At 61.8% G+C, this 15,074-nt stretch carries 13 protein-coding genes; 7 read left to right on the forward strand and 6 right to left on the reverse strand.

The window, feature by feature from the left end; genetic code table 11:
- Nucleotides 1-98 precede the first annotated feature (98 nt).
- The gene (locus EJ071_RS23000) at nucleotides 99-302 is read left to right on the forward strand and encodes a DUF3126 family protein (RefSeq protein ID WP_027166457.1); all 204 of its coding nucleotides are present in this window, start codon (nucleotides 99-101) and stop codon (nucleotides 300-302) included.
- 164 nt (nucleotides 303-466) lie between these two features.
- Here EJ071_RS23000 and EJ071_RS23005 read toward each other — a convergent pair whose 3' ends face one another.
- Together EJ071_RS23005 and EJ071_RS23010 are read right to left on the reverse strand one after the other, a co-directional pair.
- Nucleotides 467-1,366 (reverse strand): ABC transporter substrate-binding protein, encoded by a 900-nt coding sequence (locus tag EJ071_RS23005; protein WP_126099924.1) that lies wholly within the window; start codon nucleotides 1,364-1,366, stop codon nucleotides 467-469.
- 123 nt (nucleotides 1,367-1,489) lie between these two features.
- Nucleotides 1,490-2,098, reverse strand: coding sequence for a hypothetical protein (locus EJ071_RS23010; protein ID WP_189521185.1), 609 nt, complete (start codon nucleotides 2,096-2,098; stop codon nucleotides 1,490-1,492).
- Between the two features lie 332 nt (nucleotides 2,099-2,430).
- Here EJ071_RS23010 and clpP point away from each other — a divergent pair, with 332 nt between their 5' ends.
- The 4 genes from clpP (at nucleotide 2,431) to hupB (ending at nucleotide 7,786) form a co-directional block, all read left to right on the forward strand.
- A complete protein-coding gene (gene clpP, locus EJ071_RS23015) occupies nucleotides 2,431-3,060 on the forward strand; it encodes an ATP-dependent Clp endopeptidase proteolytic subunit ClpP (RefSeq protein ID WP_126099925.1) in 630 nt (209 codons plus the stop codon).
- 296 nt (nucleotides 3,061-3,356) lie between these two features.
- Nucleotides 3,357-4,631, forward strand: coding sequence for an ATP-dependent Clp protease ATP-binding subunit ClpX (gene clpX, locus EJ071_RS23020; protein WP_059185169.1), 1,275 nt, complete (start codon nucleotides 3,357-3,359; stop codon nucleotides 4,629-4,631).
- A 275-nt stretch (nucleotides 4,632-4,906) separates the two neighbouring features.
- Nucleotides 4,907-7,318 carry an endopeptidase La gene (gene lon / locus EJ071_RS23025; protein WP_126099926.1) on the forward strand — a complete coding sequence of 804 codons (2,412 nt, stop codon included), beginning with the start codon at nucleotides 4,907-4,909 and terminating at the stop codon, nucleotides 7,316-7,318.
- A gap of 195 nt (nucleotides 7,319-7,513) precedes the next feature.
- Complete coding sequence (gene hupB, locus EJ071_RS23030) at nucleotides 7,514-7,786, forward strand: DNA-binding protein HupB (protein ID WP_027166452.1); 273 nt, start codon at nucleotides 7,514-7,516, stop codon at nucleotides 7,784-7,786.
- Nucleotides 7,787-7,869: 83 nt separating this feature from the next.
- On the opposite strand, the gene EJ071_RS23035 is transcribed toward hupB, so the two are convergent.
- Entirely contained in the window at nucleotides 7,870-8,892 is a 1,023-nt protein-coding gene (locus EJ071_RS23035) for an aldo/keto reductase (RefSeq protein WP_126099927.1), read from the reverse strand.
- 152 nt (nucleotides 8,893-9,044) lie between these two features.
- Here EJ071_RS23035 and hxlB point away from each other — a divergent pair, with 152 nt between their 5' ends.
- The gene (gene hxlB, locus EJ071_RS23040; RefSeq protein WP_126099928.1) at nucleotides 9,045-9,611 is read left to right on the forward strand and encodes a 6-phospho-3-hexuloisomerase; all 567 of its coding nucleotides are present in this window, start codon (nucleotides 9,045-9,047) and stop codon (nucleotides 9,609-9,611) included.
- Nucleotides 9,612-9,615: 4 nt separating this feature from the next.
- Nucleotides 9,616-10,359 (forward strand): creatininase family protein, encoded by a 744-nt coding sequence (locus tag EJ071_RS23045; RefSeq protein ID WP_126099929.1) that lies wholly within the window; start codon nucleotides 9,616-9,618, stop codon nucleotides 10,357-10,359.
- Between the two features lie 636 nt (nucleotides 10,360-10,995).
- On the opposite strand, the gene EJ071_RS23055 is transcribed toward EJ071_RS23045, so the two are convergent.
- The 3 genes from EJ071_RS23055 to EJ071_RS23065 form a co-directional block, all read right to left on the reverse strand.
- Nucleotides 10,996-11,913 (reverse strand): carbohydrate ABC transporter permease, encoded by a 918-nt coding sequence (locus EJ071_RS23055; RefSeq protein WP_126099930.1) that lies wholly within the window; start codon nucleotides 11,911-11,913, stop codon nucleotides 10,996-10,998.
- Between the two features lie 8 nt (nucleotides 11,914-11,921).
- Complete coding sequence (locus tag EJ071_RS23060) at nucleotides 11,922-13,043, reverse strand: sugar ABC transporter permease (protein WP_126099931.1); 1,122 nt, start codon at nucleotides 13,041-13,043, stop codon at nucleotides 11,922-11,924.
- 93 nt (nucleotides 13,044-13,136) lie between these two features.
- A complete protein-coding gene (locus EJ071_RS23065) occupies nucleotides 13,137-14,813 on the reverse strand; it encodes a sugar ABC transporter substrate-binding protein (protein ID WP_126099932.1) in 1,677 nt (558 codons plus the stop codon).
- Nucleotides 14,814-15,074: the final 261 nt, after the last annotated feature.

Below are 15,074 nucleotides of genomic sequence, written 5' to 3' on the forward strand. Positions count from 1 at the left end.
GCCGGCTGTCCCGTGTTATCCTGCCCGCTTGCCTTTACATCGCCATCGTCGGCGTGTCAGAAGCGCGTCCCAACGAACAGCCGCATTCGGAGAAGACTTTGAAGCCCGACGAGATCAGAAAGCTGGACGCCTATTTCAAGCGCGTCTTCCAGAATCCCAAGCTGCAGGTGAAGGCGCGTCCACGCAAGGAGGACTCGGCCGAGGTCTATGTCGGCGACGAGTTCCTCGGCATCGTCTTCAAGGACGAGGACGACGGCGACTACAATTTCTCGATGGCGATCCTCGACATCGACCTGGCCTAAGCGACTCCCAGCGAATTGCTCCCTAGTCCGGCAATGCTGCCGGATGTGTACCCTCCGCCAGTTGGTCGAGCCTCCTCCGGCCAGCCGGGCGGGCGGCGACGTTCCTAAGTCAAGGAAGGCTGCGAGCGGAGGTGGCTTAAGCCATATCGCACCCACCCCGGCAGTTATCCGACGACTTGGCTGGCCAACCTCAAGAGACGATCGGGGAACGTGACTGCCATTTTCCGCGCAGCATTCAAATTCACGATCAACTCGGGCCGGCGGACATATTCGACTGGAAGCGCGCCGGCGTCGGCTCCCTTGAGGATGATGTCGACCTGGCTGGCCATTCGACGCGCGGCAGAGGCAAGGCTCGTGCCGTAGGCCATCAGCGGACCGTATCTTGCATGATCCCTGCCGAAGATGGCGGGCAGCCGGGCGTCGTTCGCCATCTTGACGATCTTGGCCCCGTATGTCGTGGTTCGCGGAACTTCCAGGCACAGCAGACCGCCCGCCTCGGCGGCCGCGAATGCGGCGAAGGCAGTCTCCAGGTCTTCCTCGCGGCCAAGCAGGTGGACGGAGATGTTGAGCCCTTCCGCTTCGGCGGCGGCCTTCGAAAGCTTCGGCAGGATATCTGGAACCCCCGCGTCGCCCAAAACCGCCAGGCATTTCAGGTCTGGCACCACCTGCTTCAACATCCGCACCTGCTCGCCGATTTGGCCGGGGTCGAAGTTCGTGCATCCTGTCGTGTGGCCACCGGGCCGCTCGGCGCTTTGGACGATTTTCGCCGATACCGGATCGAGCACGATGGCAAAGACGATCGGCAAATCGGGCGCCGCTTCGCGAGCAGCCAAGTAGCTCACAGCCCCAATGGCGACGATGATCTTGGCTCGGCGCTGAACGAGCTCGGCTGCAAGGCTTGGAAGGCGATCGAGATGACCGTCGGCAAAGCGGGGCTCGATCTGGATGTTCTCACCGTCCCCGTAGCCCAGTTCTCGGATTGCGTCGCAGAAAGAGCCGAAGCTCGGGTACGATCGGTCGCCAGCAAGCAGCATGCCGACAACGGGGATGTCTGAAGGCCGCATTCATCGGGTTCCTGGCAATTCGTCGCGTCCGCTGGTTCGATGTCGAAGCTACCATAGGGTAGGACCAGCGAAATGCCGAAAGATCGGCTTGCCGTCCGCAGATGCAAACGATTCCGGTCGATCCTAGTCCGGGCAGTGCCGCGGGATATGCACCCGCCGCCAGCGGGTCGAGCCTTCCCGCACCACCACGCGATGCGCTACCGTCCGGTATGAGGGCGGGATTTCCGCGATGCGCCGCCGCTCAGGCCGCACCAGCACCTCGCGGGCAACGCCTTCATATTCCGCCGGAAGGACGACGCGCCGGACGCGCTCGGGCTCGACGATCACGGTTTCGGCAACCCGTGCGTAGCGGGCCTTGCGCCACACCTTGCACAGCACCTTGCGGCCATGGATGACGCGCCATTCCCAGGCGTAGCCGCCATCGTCGACCTTGACCGTGTGGTAGACGGTGCGCGTGACGGCTGGCACGACCTCATAGGCGACGCGGGGCGGGGCGATCTGCTCCAAGCCTTCGCTCGTGCCGTAAATCGGCGGGTCGTAGTCGACGATCTGGCCGCCGGGGCTCACCATCACGTCTTCGTAGACGGTGTCGTAAAGCGCAGGCCGGCGCACCGGCTCGTAGCATTCGAGCGTACGGCCGCCGGCGGCGGTTTGCGACACGGTGGCAAGCATTGCGAGGCTGGCTGTGGCGAGCGATGCGGAGCTCTTGCGAATGGAACTCTGGCGAAACATGACATTCCCCCCGTTGAAAAATGACGCCGGTTCAACGCAGGAGTGTATCGGAAGGTCCGCCGCCGGACAGGGATTTCAGGGCTTGTCGTTAAGCAGGGCGGTTAAGAAACTGCTACCTTGGCGTCACGCTCTCCGATCTCGGATATTTTTCAGGCGCAACCGCCGGCATTCCTTTGGGCCGAGGCGCTTGATTCGACTTAACCAGATGGCTAGGAGGGGCGGCCTTGCGCTAGGGTGAGCCGACATCCTATTTAGGACCTAACGATCCAGAACCGATTCCGCCCAATTTCTCATATTTAATGGCGCCGGAATCCATCCAATAAGGGTAGTCCATGAAGAACCCCGTCGAAACCTACATGAACCTCGTTCCGATGGTGGTCGAACAGACCAATCGCGGCGAGCGCGCCTACGACATCTTCTCCCGCCTCTTGAAGGAACGCATCATCTTCATCACCGGCCCGGTCGAAGACGGCATGGCGACGCTGGTTTGTGCACAGCTTTTGTTCCTCGAGGCGGAGAACCCCAAGAAGGAAATCAACCTGTACATCAACTCGCCGGGCGGTGTCGTAACCTCGGGAATGGCGATCTACGACACCATGCAGTTCATCAAGCCTGCCGTGTCGACGCTCTGCATCGGCCAGGCGGCCTCGATGGGCTCGCTGCTGCTGTGCGCCGGCCACAAGGACATGCGCTTTGCCACGCCGAACGCGCGCATCATGGTCCATCAGCCGTCCGGCGGCTTCCAGGGTCAGGCTTCGGACATCGAACGTCATGCGCAGGACATCATCAAGCTGAAGCGCCGCTTGAACGAGGTCTATGTCAAGCATACCGGCAAGAGCTATGACGAGATCGAGCGGACGCTCGACCGCGACCACTTTATGACCGCCGACGAGGCCAAGGACTTTGGTCTGATCGACAAGGTCATCACGACGCGCGAGCTGGGCGAAACCGCCGCCGCGTAGGCTCTGATTGGCAGCTGAATGGCGGGATAACGCGCTTTTGGCGCGGCTTGCGGCATTTCGGCCACAATTGCCTGTTCCCTCAAAGGTCGGGATTGCCTACGTTAAGGCTATGTTGATTTTCGACGGCTTAGCTTTGCATGGGGTTGCTGCGAATCATTGTCGCGTTTTCTGATTTGGGTTTCGTACGGAATGCGCTGTGTGAGCCGGAACACTGGCGGTGGCGGATTCCCGCGATAGATTGGTGAGACGCCCATGCAGCCAGACGATCGGCAGGCAGGCGGTGAAAGGACAGAAAAATGAGCAAGGTCAGCAACAACGGCGGTGATTCAAAGAACACGCTTTATTGCTCGTTTTGCGGCAAAAGCCAGCACGAAGTGCGCAAGCTGATTGCCGGTCCGACGGTTTTCATCTGCGACGAATGCGTCGAGCTCTGCATGGACATCATCCGCGAGGAGAACAAGACCTCGATGGTGAAGTCGCGCGAGGGCGTGCCGACCCCGCAGGAGATCCTCAAGGTCCTCGACGACTATGTCATCGGCCAGCCCTACGCCAAGCGGGTGCTGTCGGTAGCCGTCCATAACCACTACAAGCGTCTTGCGCATGCGGGCAAGAACAACGACGTCGAGCTGGCGAAGTCGAACATCCTGCTGATCGGTCCGACCGGCTGCGGCAAGACGCTGCTAGCGCAGACGCTCGCCCGCATCATCGATGTGCCCTTCACCATGGCCGACGCCACGACGCTCACCGAAGCCGGCTATGTCGGCGAGGACGTCGAGAACATCATCCTGAAGCTGTTGCAGTCGGCCGACTACAATGTCGAGCGCGCCCAGCGCGGCATCGTCTATATCGACGAGATCGACAAGATCTCGCGCAAGTCCGACAACCCCTCGATCACCCGCGACGTGTCGGGCGAGGGCGTGCAGCAGGCGCTTCTGAAGATCATGGAAGGCACGGTCGCTTCCGTGCCGCCGCAGGGCGGCCGCAAGCATCCGCAGCAGGAGTTCCTGCAGGTCGACACCGCCAACATCCTGTTCATCTGCGGCGGCGCCTTTGCCGGCCTCGACAAGATCATCTCGGATCGCGGCCGTAAGACCTCGATCGGTTTCGGCGCCACGGTGGCCTCGCCCGAGGATCGCCGCACCGGCGACCTGTTCCGCCAGGTCGAGCCCGAGGATTTGCTGAAATTCGGCCTGATCCCCGAATTCGTCGGCCGTCTGCCTGTGCTGGCGACGCTCGAGGACCTCGACGAGCCGGCGCTGATCCAGATCCTGACCGAGCCGAAGAACGCGCTGGTCAAGCAGTATCAGCGGCTGTTCGAGATGGAGAATGTGGATCTCACCTTCCACGAGAACGCGCTTTCGGCGATCGCCAAGCGCGCCATCGAGCGCAAGACCGGCGCGCGCGGCCTGCGCTCGATCATGGAAGCGATCCTGCTAGACACCATGTTCGAGCTGCCGGCGCTGGAAGGCGTGCGCGAGGTGGTGATCTCGGAAGAGGTGGTCTCGGGTAATGCCAGGCCGCTCTACATCTATTCCGAGCAGAAGGAAAAGAAGGGCAATGTCAGCGCCTGACATGGCAGCTGACTCGACATTTTTTCATGGAACGGCGCCCGCGTGGCGCCGTTTTGCTGTGAAGGGGTATCGGCAGGTGACGGAGTGGATGAGCGGACCATGTTAACCCTTGATCTTTGCCCCGCCCGCATCCACCTAACAGCGGAAGGCCGAAGCGCCGAATTCTGTGCTGTAAAACTCCCGTCACAAACGGTGGTAGGCGGAACGACACTCGGTCGTTAATATGAGATTCGCGGTTGGCTAAAATTAGCGGCCGCGACATGAAAGGTTGGACAATGGCCAAGATATCCAAGGCTTCCGGCGACGGCGTTTTCGCAGTCCTCCCACTGCGCGATATCGTCGTGTTCCCGCACATGATCGTCCCGCTCTTTGTCGGGCGCGAAAAGTCGATCAAGGCGCTGGAAGAAGTGATGGGTCAGGAAAAGCAGATCCTGCTTGCCACCCAGATGAATGCAGCCGACGACGATCCTGAGCCCGATGCCATTTTCGACATCGGCACGCTCGCCAATGTGCTGCAGCTCCTGAAGCTTCCCGATGGCACCGTGAAGGTGCTGGTCGAGGGCGCCTCGCGCGCCAAGATCGTCTCGTTCACCGACCGTGCCGACTTCCACGAAGCCCGCGCCACCGCGCTGGTCGAGCCGGAGGAGGAGGAGGTCGAGATCGAAGCGCTTGCCCGCTCGGTCGTCACCGACTTCGAAAACTACGTCAAGCTGAACAAGAAGATCTCGCCCGAAGTTGTTGGCGCGGCCAGCCAGATCGACGATTACTCGAAGCTCGCCGACACTGTTGCCTCGCATCTTGCCATCAAGATCCCCGAGAAGCAGGAAATGCTCGCCACGCTCTCCATCAAGGAGCGTCTCGAGAAGGCGATGGGCTTCATGGAAGCCGAGATCTCCGTGCTGCAGGTGGAGAAGCGCATCCGCAGCAGAGTCAAGCGCCAGATGGAGAAGACGCAGCGCGAGTACTACCTCAACGAGCAGATGAAGGCGATCCAGAAGGAGCTCGGCGAGGGCGAGGACGGCCGCGACGAGGCCGCCGAGATCGAGGCGCGCATCAAGAAGACCAAGCTCTCCAAGGAGGCCCGCGAGAAGGCGGAAGCCGAGTTGAAGAAGCTGCGGTCGATGTCGCCGATGTCGGCTGAATCCACCGTCGTGCGCAACTATCTCGACTGGCTGCTGTCGATCCCGTGGGGCAAGAACTCCAAGGTCAAGCAGGATCTCGCCTTCGCGCAGAACGTGCTCGACGCCGACCATTTCGGCCTCGACAAGGTCAAGGAGCGCATCGTCGAGTATCTCGCCGTGCAGAGCCGCCAGAAGAAGCTGAAGGGGCCGATCCTGTGCCTCGTCGGCCCGCCCGGCGTCGGCAAGACCTCGCTCGGCAAGTCGATCGCCAAGGCGACCGGCCGCGAGTTCATCCGCATGGCGCTCGGCGGCGTGCGCGACGAGGCCGAGATCCGCGGCCACAGGCGGACCTATATCGGCTCGATGCCCGGCAAGGTCATCCAGTCGATGAAGAAGGCCAAGAAGTCCAATCCGCTCTTCCTGCTCGACGAGATCGACAAGATGGGCCAGGACTTCCGCGGCGACCCGTCGTCGGCCCTGCTCGAGGTGCTCGATCCGGAGCAGAACTCGACGTTCATGGACCATTACCTCGAGGTGGAATACGACCTGTCGAGCGTGATGTTCGTGACGACGGCGAACACGCTGAACATCCCTGCGCCCCTGATGGACCGCATGGAGATCATCCGTATCGCCGGCTATACCGAGGACGAGAAGATCGAGATCGCCAAGCGGCACCTGATGCCCAAGGTGATCCGCGACCACGCCCTGCAGCCGAACGAGTTCTCGGTCGGCGAGGACGCGATCCGCGGCATCATCCAGACCTACACAAGGGAAGCCGGCGTGCGCAGCCTGGAGCGCGAGCTGATGAAGCTCGGGCGCAAGGCGGTGACCGAGATCCTGAAGACGAAGAAGAAGACGGTGAAGATCACCGCGGACAACCTTGCCGACTATCTCGGCGTTCCGCGCTTCCGCTTCGGTCAGGTCGAGGCTGACGATCAGGTCGGCGTGGTCACCGGTCTCGCCTGGACGGAAGTCGGCGGCGAGCTGCTGACGGTCGAAGGTGTCATGATGCCCGGCAAGGGTCGCATGACGGTGACCGGCAACCTGCGCGACGTGATGAAGGAATCGATCTCGGCGGCGGCTTCTTACGTCCGCTCGCGCGCTATCGATTTCGGCGTCGAGCCGCCGCTGTTCGACAAGCGCGACATCCACGTGCACTTGCCGGAAGGCGCCACGCCGAAGGATGGTCCGTCTGCAGGTGCTGCCATGGCCACGGCCATCGTCTCGGTCCTGACGGGCATTCCGGTCCGGGCTGATGTGGCGATGACCGGCGAGATAACGCTGCGCGGCCGCATCTTGCCGATCGGCGGTCTGAAGGAGAAGCTGCTTGCCGCACTGCGCGGCGGCATCAAGAAGGTGCTGATCCCGGAAGAAAACGTCAAGGATCTGGCGGAGATTCCGGACAATGTGAAGAACGGCATGGAGATCGTTCCGGTGTCGCGGGTCGGCGAGGTGCTGAGGCACGCGCTGGTCAGGATGCCGGAGCCGATCGAGTGGGTCGAGCCGGTGGTTCCACCAACCGGCGTGGATGCCGGCGACGATGCCGGGAAATCGCTTGCTCATTAGAATGTTCTAACGTTGCAGCGCACAAAGAGAGAGCCGGGCTTCCAGCCCGGCTTTTTCATGTGAAAAATCTCCGAAAAAGTGCAGAAAAGCCCGGAATTCTGCGGTTTTCGGCTTGGGTTCCTCAACGCTTCTTTCTAAAGTCCGTTTCCTGCCGGATGAGTCGTAGTTCCGGTTTTCTCATGGAAGGGAATTTTGATGAACAAGAACGAACTGGTGTCCGCTGTCGCCGACTCCGCAAGCATTTCGAAGGCTGATGCGCAGTCCGCCGTCGATGCGGTGTTCTCCGTGATCACTGGCGAACTGAAGAAGGGCGGCGATGTCCGGCTTGTCGGCTTCGGAAATTTCACCGTGTCAAAACGCGCTGCTTCGACCGGCCGCAATCCGCAGACCGGCGCGGAAGTGAAGATTCCGGCGCGCACCGTGCCGAAGTTCTCGGCCGGCAAGGGCCTCAAGGACGCGGTCAACTAAGACCTTTTTTCTTTATCAGAAAAGCCAGAAAAGCCGGGCTTGCCCGGCTTTTCTTTTGCCCTGCGGCGGCAGGATATCTGCAGTCAGGCGGTCGGCGCGTCGGCGCGCATCAGGCCTTCCTGCTTGAGATCCGCCCACAGGGCCGCCGGGATCTTGACGTCAAGCAGCGCGCGATTGCTTTCGACCTCGGCCGGCCGCTGGCCGCCGGGGATCACCGACATCACGGATGGATGCTGCAGCGGGAACTGCAATGCGGCCTCGATCAGCCGCACGCCATGGCGCTTGCAGACCGCCTCGATGCGCGCCACGCGGTCCAGCACGTCCTTTGGCGCCTCGGTGTAGTTATAGAAAGCGCCAGGCTTCGGCCCCGTCGCCAGGATGCCGGAATTGTAAGGGCCGCCGAGAACGATGCCGATGCCGCGCTTTTCGCAGAGCGGCAGGAACGAGCCCAGCGCTTCCTGCTCGAGCAGCGTATAGCGGCCAGCAAGCAGGAAGAGGTCGAAATCGCCACGCTCTGCGAGCGTCTGGCAGACCTGCCACTCGTTGATGCCGCCGCCGAAGGCCTTGATCACGCCCTGGTCGCGCAGCGAAAGCAGCCCGTAATAGCCAGAGGACATGAATTCCTCGATGCGCAGGTCCGACGCCTCCTTGCTGCCATGGGTGAAGATGTCGACATCGTGCACGTAGAGGATGTCGATACGATCGACGCCGAGACGCTCCAGCGAGGCCTCGAAGGATCGCATCACGCCGTCATAGCTGTAGTCGTAGACTTCCCTGCGCGAGGGTGTGTCGAAGAACTTGCCGATGCCGGTGCGCTGGTCGGGCGGGCAGACGCGCATGATGCGACCGACCTTGCTCGACAGCACGTAGTCATCCCGCTTCTTGCCGCGCAGGAAGGGGTTGAGCCGGGTTTCCGACAGGCCGAGGCCATAGAGAGGCGCGGTGTCGAAGTAGCGGCAGCCGGTCTCCCATGCCACCTCCAGCGTGGCATGGGCGTCCTCATCGGAGACGGCGCGGTAGAGGTTGCCGAGCGGCGCGGTGCCGAAGCCGAGCTCGGTGAAGGTGATGCCGCCATTGCCGATGCGGTCGAAATGCCGTGTCTTCATAGCTCACGATGTCCCGGATTGATTTGTCTGACATGACACTATCACGCTGGCGGTACAGCAAAAGCGCCGAGGCTCCTTGGACGCAAATTTTCGCGGTGATAGCATGAACAAAATCAAGTGTTTCCAACCTTCGGCAGACAGGACGAATTGACATGACGCAAGCCGGGTCGGAGATATTCGAGATCGCGCTGGACGAGCTTGGCGCCGTGGTGAGGCGCGTCGATGACGGCCGGGTGGACGCCGCCTGCGAAATGCTTGCCGGCGCCGGCAAGATCGTCGTCTATGGCTGCGGCCGCGAAGCGCTGCAGGTCAAAGGCTTCGCCATGCGGCTCCACCATCTCGGCCTGCCTGTCGCGGTGGTCGGGGACATGACCACGCCGCCGCTCGCGCAGGGCGATGTCTTGCTTGCGAGTTCCGGGCCGGGCGAGACCACCACCGTTCTCGCCTTGATGCGGGTGGCCCGCGCGGCCGGCGCCAAGGTGCTGCTGCTGACGGCCGAACCGGCCGGCAGCGCGGCGAAGCTCGCCGACTTCACGCTGCTCGTTCCGGCCCAGACCATGGCCAGCGACCAGGGCGCGGCAAAAACTTCGGTGCTGCCGATGGGCTCGCTGTTCGAAGGGGCGCTGTTCCTGCTGTTCGAGGTGATGGTGCTGAAGCTCAAGGCGCTGACCGGCGCGACGGCGGAGGCAATGCGCGCCCGGCACACCAACATGGAGTAGGGACATGCGCTACGAGCTGATGCTGCCGCACCAGATACGCAAGGCGATCGAGGGGAACTGGCTGGTCGCGCTGCCGCTCGGCGTGCTCGAATATCACGGCGAGCACATGGCGGTCGGCATGGACACTCTGGTGGTGATCAAAACCCTGGAATTGTTCGAGAAGGAGAGGGACATCGTCATCCTGCCGCCGTTCTACTATGGCGCGGCGAGCTATGCCGTGGCGCCACCGGAAGGCAGCGGTTCGGTGCAGGTCGGCGGTCCGGTGCTGGCGCCCTTCGCCGAGGAGCTTTTCTACGGCCTGCTGCGCATCGGTTTCCGCAACATCCACGCCATCATCCATCACCAGACCGAGAATTTCGTTGCCGGCATGCCGACCGATCTCGCGTTTAAGACCGCCGGCCGTCAGGCGATCTTCCGCTTCCTGGAAATGGAGCGCGGCGAGGGCTGGTGGGGCTCCGACAAGATGGCCGACTACTATGCCGGCCATGCCCAGGGCGAGAACGTCTTCAACTGGGTGCAGGTGCATCCGCTGATGCCGGCCGCCATGAGCGGCAAATACCCGTTCGACCATGCCGGCATCGGCGAGACGTCGCTGATGCTGGCGCTATGCCCCGAAGCGGTGGATGCAGCCCATTTCGCGGACAATACCGGCTGGTACACGAAGAGCGCGCCGGAGGCGTCGGCCGAGCTCGGGCAAAAGGGCGTCGCCATGATCCTGGAGCATTTGCGGACGACGCTTTCTGCCTAAAGCGCGTCGCGATCTTTCAGATTCGCTCCATGCGCTTTAGGTTTTTGATTTTCGCATGTCTTTGTCCCGAAACCGGTTCCCACTTTCGGGAGACATGCTTTAGTCGGGTTCTTTTTGAAGGAGGATATCAGGAAGTCCTCTAACCAATATATTAGCAAGCCAGAATAAGGTATATTGTAGCGCCAATTGTGCTCGGAGCCTCAGGGGCTTTCAGTGAACGCGGCCGGGATACGACGCGGAGCGAGGTTTGCAGGCGTAGTCGCCACGGCTGCAGCGCTCCAGGATGTCTCTGCGTTTGCGCACAGCGCCGGCAGTGGCTGGACTTATCCGCCGGCCTGCTGTCACGGCGATTCAATGACAGGCGAATGCAGCAGTATCCCCAGCACCACTGTCACGCCAAGCCCGGATGGCTTCGTGATCATCCTGCGGCCGGGAGATCATCGGAAGGTCACTCACCAGAACCGCTATCTCGTTCCTTACGACAGTGTCATTCCGTCCGGTGATGACAACTTTCACATCTGCTTGCATCCGACCGAGGAGCACGAGAACTGCTTCTTTGCGCCAGCCGAAGCTATATAGCGGCGGACCAACCGGCCCGCTTTGGGCGACATGCGTGAGGTGTCGGTCGAGTCCTCGCTATTTCACCGAGCCCGCCGTCATGCCCATGATGAGATAACGCTCGAGCGCGATGCCGATGATTGCCAGCGGCGCAATCGCCGCCGTGGCAAGGGCTGCCATCGACCACCAGTTGATGCCTTGCGAGCCGGTCTGGCTCGCCACCATGACGGGGATGGTCTTGGCATCGGTCGAGGTGAGAAGGGCAGCGAAGAAATACTCGTTCCAGCAGAGCACCATAGCCAGGATGAAAGCGGCGACCATACCGGGAAGCGCGATCGGCATGACGATGCGGAAGAAGGCGCCCCAGATCGACAAGCCGTCGACCAGCGCCGCCTCCTCAAGCTCGACGGGAATGGAGTTGAACTGGTCGCGCATGATCCAGATGACGATCGGCAGCACCATCAGCGTGTAGAGGAGCACGAGCCCGATGCGTGTGTCGAGCAGCGCCACTTCCCGGTAGAGCACCAGGAAAGGCAGCGCCAGCACGACCGGCGGCAGGATCAGCTGCGACAGGAAGAAGAAGGATATGTCCTCGTTCTTGAACCAGGCGAAGTGATAGCGGTAGCGGGTGAGGCCGTAGGCGGCGAGGCTGCCGATGACAATGGCGAGGCTCGATGCGCCGACCGAGGTGATGACCGAATTCATGAAGCGCTTGAGGAATTCGTCGCGCACGGTCGAGGTCTGGAAGATCGAATCCGGCGACAGGCCGAGCGAGCGCCAGCCTTTCCAGTCGGGCTGGAAGTCGACAAAGGGGATGAGGTGCCCTTGCGTGACGTCGACCGCGGATTTGAAGGAGGTGGTGATGGTCCAGTAGATCGGGAACAGGCAGACGAAGGACCAGAACACCAGCGCGCCATAGATGAAGACGCGGCTGGTGATGAAGCCCGCCGGTGAGCGGATCTCGGAAACGGTGTAGTCGGTGGTCTGGACGCTCATGATGCCGCTCAGTTGACGTTGCGCACGAAGCGGCTGGCGAGCTTCAGCAGCCAGGTGACGAACACGATGATGATGACGAGATAGGCCATGGCCAGCATGGTGCCGTAGCCGACATTCGAGCGGTCGCGATACTCGCGGTAGATGAAGCTCGAAACGGAATCGGTGGCGCCGCCGGGGCCGCCGGACGTCACCGTGATGATGATGTCGGCAAGCTTGAGCTTGAAGATGATGCGCAGGATCACCGCGGTCACCGACACCGGAAGCATCAGCGGGAAGGTTACCTGCCAGAAGGTCTGCCAGGTATTTGCGCCATCGACGCGAGCCGCCTCGATCACCTCGCGCGACATGGCCTGCAGGCCGGCGAGCAGCATGATCATCATGAACGGGATGAAGGTCCAGGCGTCGAGCACCATGATCGAGATGCGCGCGATGACCGGGTCAGAGAAGAAAGCGGGATTGTCCCAGCCGAGATGCCGCGCCAGCGTCGCCGCCGGTCCGAAGCGGTATTCCATCAGCGACTTGCCGATCATCCAGGAAACCGCGACCGGCGACAGCATCAGCGGCAGCAGGAAGACCACGCGGAAGAATTTCCTGGCGCGGATCTGCGCGTTGAGCAGCAGCGCCAATCCGAAGGCGATGACATATTCGACCAGAACCGCCAGCACATAGAGCACCATGTTGAACAGCGCATTGCGGTAGTAGGGGTCGCCCAGCATCTGCCAGAAATTGTCGAGCCCGTTGAACCTGCGGCCGGAAAAGGAGCTGAGGTTCCAGTCGGTCAGCGCGATATAGAAGCCGAACAGCGTCGGGAAGATCACCATGGCAATGGTGAAGAGCAGCGCCGGCAGCAGGAACAGCGCGCGCTGGCCGTCCTCGCCGCGTGTCAGCACCTGCCAGGCGCCAAGTGCTACGCCCCACAGCACATAGGCGTAGACCACGGGGCGCCAAGTATAGAAGCCGACCGTGTCGACTTCGGTCTTGTAGAGGATCTGCATCACGATCGCCGCCAGCAGCACGAGCGTCGCGGCAGTCAGCAGAGCCCAGCCGAGGCGCTTGCGGCCGGGCGGGATCAGATCGGCCGCTGTGGAATTTGCCGGCCACGCATTGGCGGTCGAAGTCTGGTCAGCCACGCCTGTCGCCTCTTGCTCAACCACCGGCCAGAGCCGGTCAACATACGGCCCGGCGACGAGCTGTCGCCGGGCCGCGACTTCTCCTGAGACAGCCTACATGCCGAGGGAGGCTTTGTAGAGCTTGATCTGGTTCTCGCGGCCGATCTGGTCGGTCAGTTTCTCCCAGGCGGCAGCGATCGCGTCGGCCCCTTCCTGCGCCTTCATCTTGCCGGCGAAGGTGTTGGCCAGGATGTCCTCGGCGGCGCTGTAATACTGGAAGATGCCGGGGATGCGCGGCTCGATCGCCGCGTTCGGATGGTTATAAGAGTCGCCTTCCGACTTCAGATACGAGCTGATGAAGGCCTCGTCATAGCCGGCCGCCACCCATTCCGGAATGTTGAAATGGGAGTTGCGGTAGGGCTGGAAGCCCGATGGATAGGCCGCGCACCACAGCGACAAATCCTTGCCGCCGAGATGGGCCGCCGCCGACCATGCCGCCTTCTTCTTCTTCTCGTCGCTGTCGACGCGGGCCATGACATATACACCCCAGCCCAGATAGGCGCAGTTCGGCGCATAATTCGGTCCGCTGGCGAGCTTGTCCCACTTACCGGTCTTCGAATTATAGACGTCGTCCGATCCCGGCAGGATCGAGAAGCCGGTCACGTCGCCAACGACCGAGGAGTCGTTGGTCTTGACGTTCGAGCCGACGTCTCCCCACCAAGCTACCATCGAACCTGTGCCGCCAAGGAACTGGCTGAACGCAGTCTGGTTCGGGTCGGCATTGATTTGATCCTGCGGCTCGGAAGGCAGCGCGTCGATCACATCCTGAATCGCCCGCACCCAGGCCGGGTTATTCACCCGCGGCTTCATTGTGTCCGGATCGAACAGCCATGCCTTGTCGTCGGGGTGCTTGGCATAGGCGCTGGCGCGGCTGCCGAGGAAGTAGAAGCCGAAGCCGCCCCAGGGCTTGGGCGCGTCGAGGTAGCCATAGACGTCCTGGCCTTTCACCTGCTTGCCCTTGAGGAACTTGGTCACGGCCTGCACCTGCTGCCAGGTCTTCGGCACGCCCCATTCCGCCAGGCCTGCCTTGTCGCCGGAGTCGGCTTTCCAGGCTGCCGCCAGATCGGCGTCGGAGAACACGTCGGTGCGGTAGTTGAAATTATGAGTATCGCCGTCGACGGTCACGCGATACTGCTTGCCGTTCCAGGTGCCGACAGGCGGCTTGAGGTACGCCACCAGGTCATCCATGTCGATCTGCTTCTTGACCCAGTCCGGCATTTCGGAAGTGAGGCCCTTGCCGCAGACATCGCCTTCGAAGGGCGCGCCCATCTCCAGGATATCGAAATCGATCGTATTGGTTGCGATGGCTTGTTGCAGGCGTGGATTGTAGTCGGCCTGTGCCAGATCGATCCAATTGATCTTGGCGCCGGTGTAAGCTTCCCACGGCTTCAGGAAACCGCGGAACAGCACGTTATGCAGGTTCTGGTTGTTGAGGCCCATGAAGGTGAGTTCGACGCCGGCGAATTCACCTTCCTTGACGTTGGCCTTGGTCGCTTCCAGGCAAAGTTCGCCGACTTTCTGGAAGTCGGCATCCGTCGGCTGGCCCTTGCCGACGCCCGGTATCTGCAGAAGTTTCGCGCGCAGATCGTCGGCCGCAGCAGCCGGCCTCGTCAGCGCGCCGAGCCCGGCGCCGGACGCCGCGGCGAGCGCGGCCATGCTGGCGGCGCCCTTCAACAAATCGCGGCGGGTCGCCCCGGCGCGCACTAGTTTTTCGTAAAGATCGACTCTCATCTCAAGGTTCCTCCCAGAACTTCAGTCGCGAATTGAATTGCCAATCTCGTACGCCGAAACGTCTGTGGTTCTCCTATACCATAGGGGGACGTGGGACCCCACCCTGCGTCGCCTGGAACTCCGATTTTCCGGGACAGGGACCGGCTGTCGGATTGGCACTCGCAACTATTCGCGTAATCGATTACCTTGTCAACAAGAATGGCTTTTTATCTATAAGATACCGACTTGCCCTTGCCGTTGGCAATGGCTAGCTTCACCGAA

The sequence above is a fragment of the Mesorhizobium sp. M1B.F.Ca.ET.045.04.1.1 genome (assembly GCF_003952465.1).
Classification (GTDB): Bacteria; Pseudomonadota; Alphaproteobacteria; order Rhizobiales; family Rhizobiaceae; genus Mesorhizobium; species Mesorhizobium shonense.

Bases quoted from the DNA above. Each gene is read 5' to 3' on its own strand.
- EJ071_RS23005 (WP_126099924.1), bottom strand. From the start codon at position 1,366: ATGCGGCCTTCAGACATCCCCGTTGTCGGCATGCTGCTTGCTGGCGAC.
- EJ071_RS23010 (WP_189521185.1), bottom strand. From the start codon at position 2,098: ATGTTTCGCCAGAGTTCCATTCGCAAGAGCTCCGCATCGCTCGCCACA.
- clpP (WP_126099925.1), top strand. From the start codon at position 2,431: ATGAAGAACCCCGTCGAAACCTACATGAACCTCGTTCCGATGGTGGTC.
- clpX (WP_059185169.1), top strand. From the start codon at position 3,357: ATGAGCAAGGTCAGCAACAACGGCGGTGATTCAAAGAACACGCTTTAT.
- lon (WP_126099926.1), top strand. From the start codon at position 4,907: ATGGCCAAGATATCCAAGGCTTCCGGCGACGGCGTTTTCGCAGTCCTC.
- hupB (WP_027166452.1), top strand. From the start codon at position 7,514: ATGAACAAGAACGAACTGGTGTCCGCTGTCGCCGACTCCGCAAGCATT.
- EJ071_RS23035 (WP_126099927.1), bottom strand. From the start codon at position 8,892: ATGAAGACACGGCATTTCGACCGCATCGGCAATGGCGGCATCACCTTC.
- hxlB (WP_126099928.1), top strand. From the start codon at position 9,045: ATGACGCAAGCCGGGTCGGAGATATTCGAGATCGCGCTGGACGAGCTT.
- EJ071_RS23045 (WP_126099929.1), top strand. From the start codon at position 9,616: ATGCGCTACGAGCTGATGCTGCCGCACCAGATACGCAAGGCGATCGAG.
- EJ071_RS23055 (WP_126099930.1), bottom strand. From the start codon at position 11,913: ATGAGCGTCCAGACCACCGACTACACCGTTTCCGAGATCCGCTCACCG.
- EJ071_RS23065 (WP_126099932.1), bottom strand. From the start codon at position 14,813: ATGAGAGTCGATCTTTACGAAAAACTAGTGCGCGCCGGGGCGACCCGC.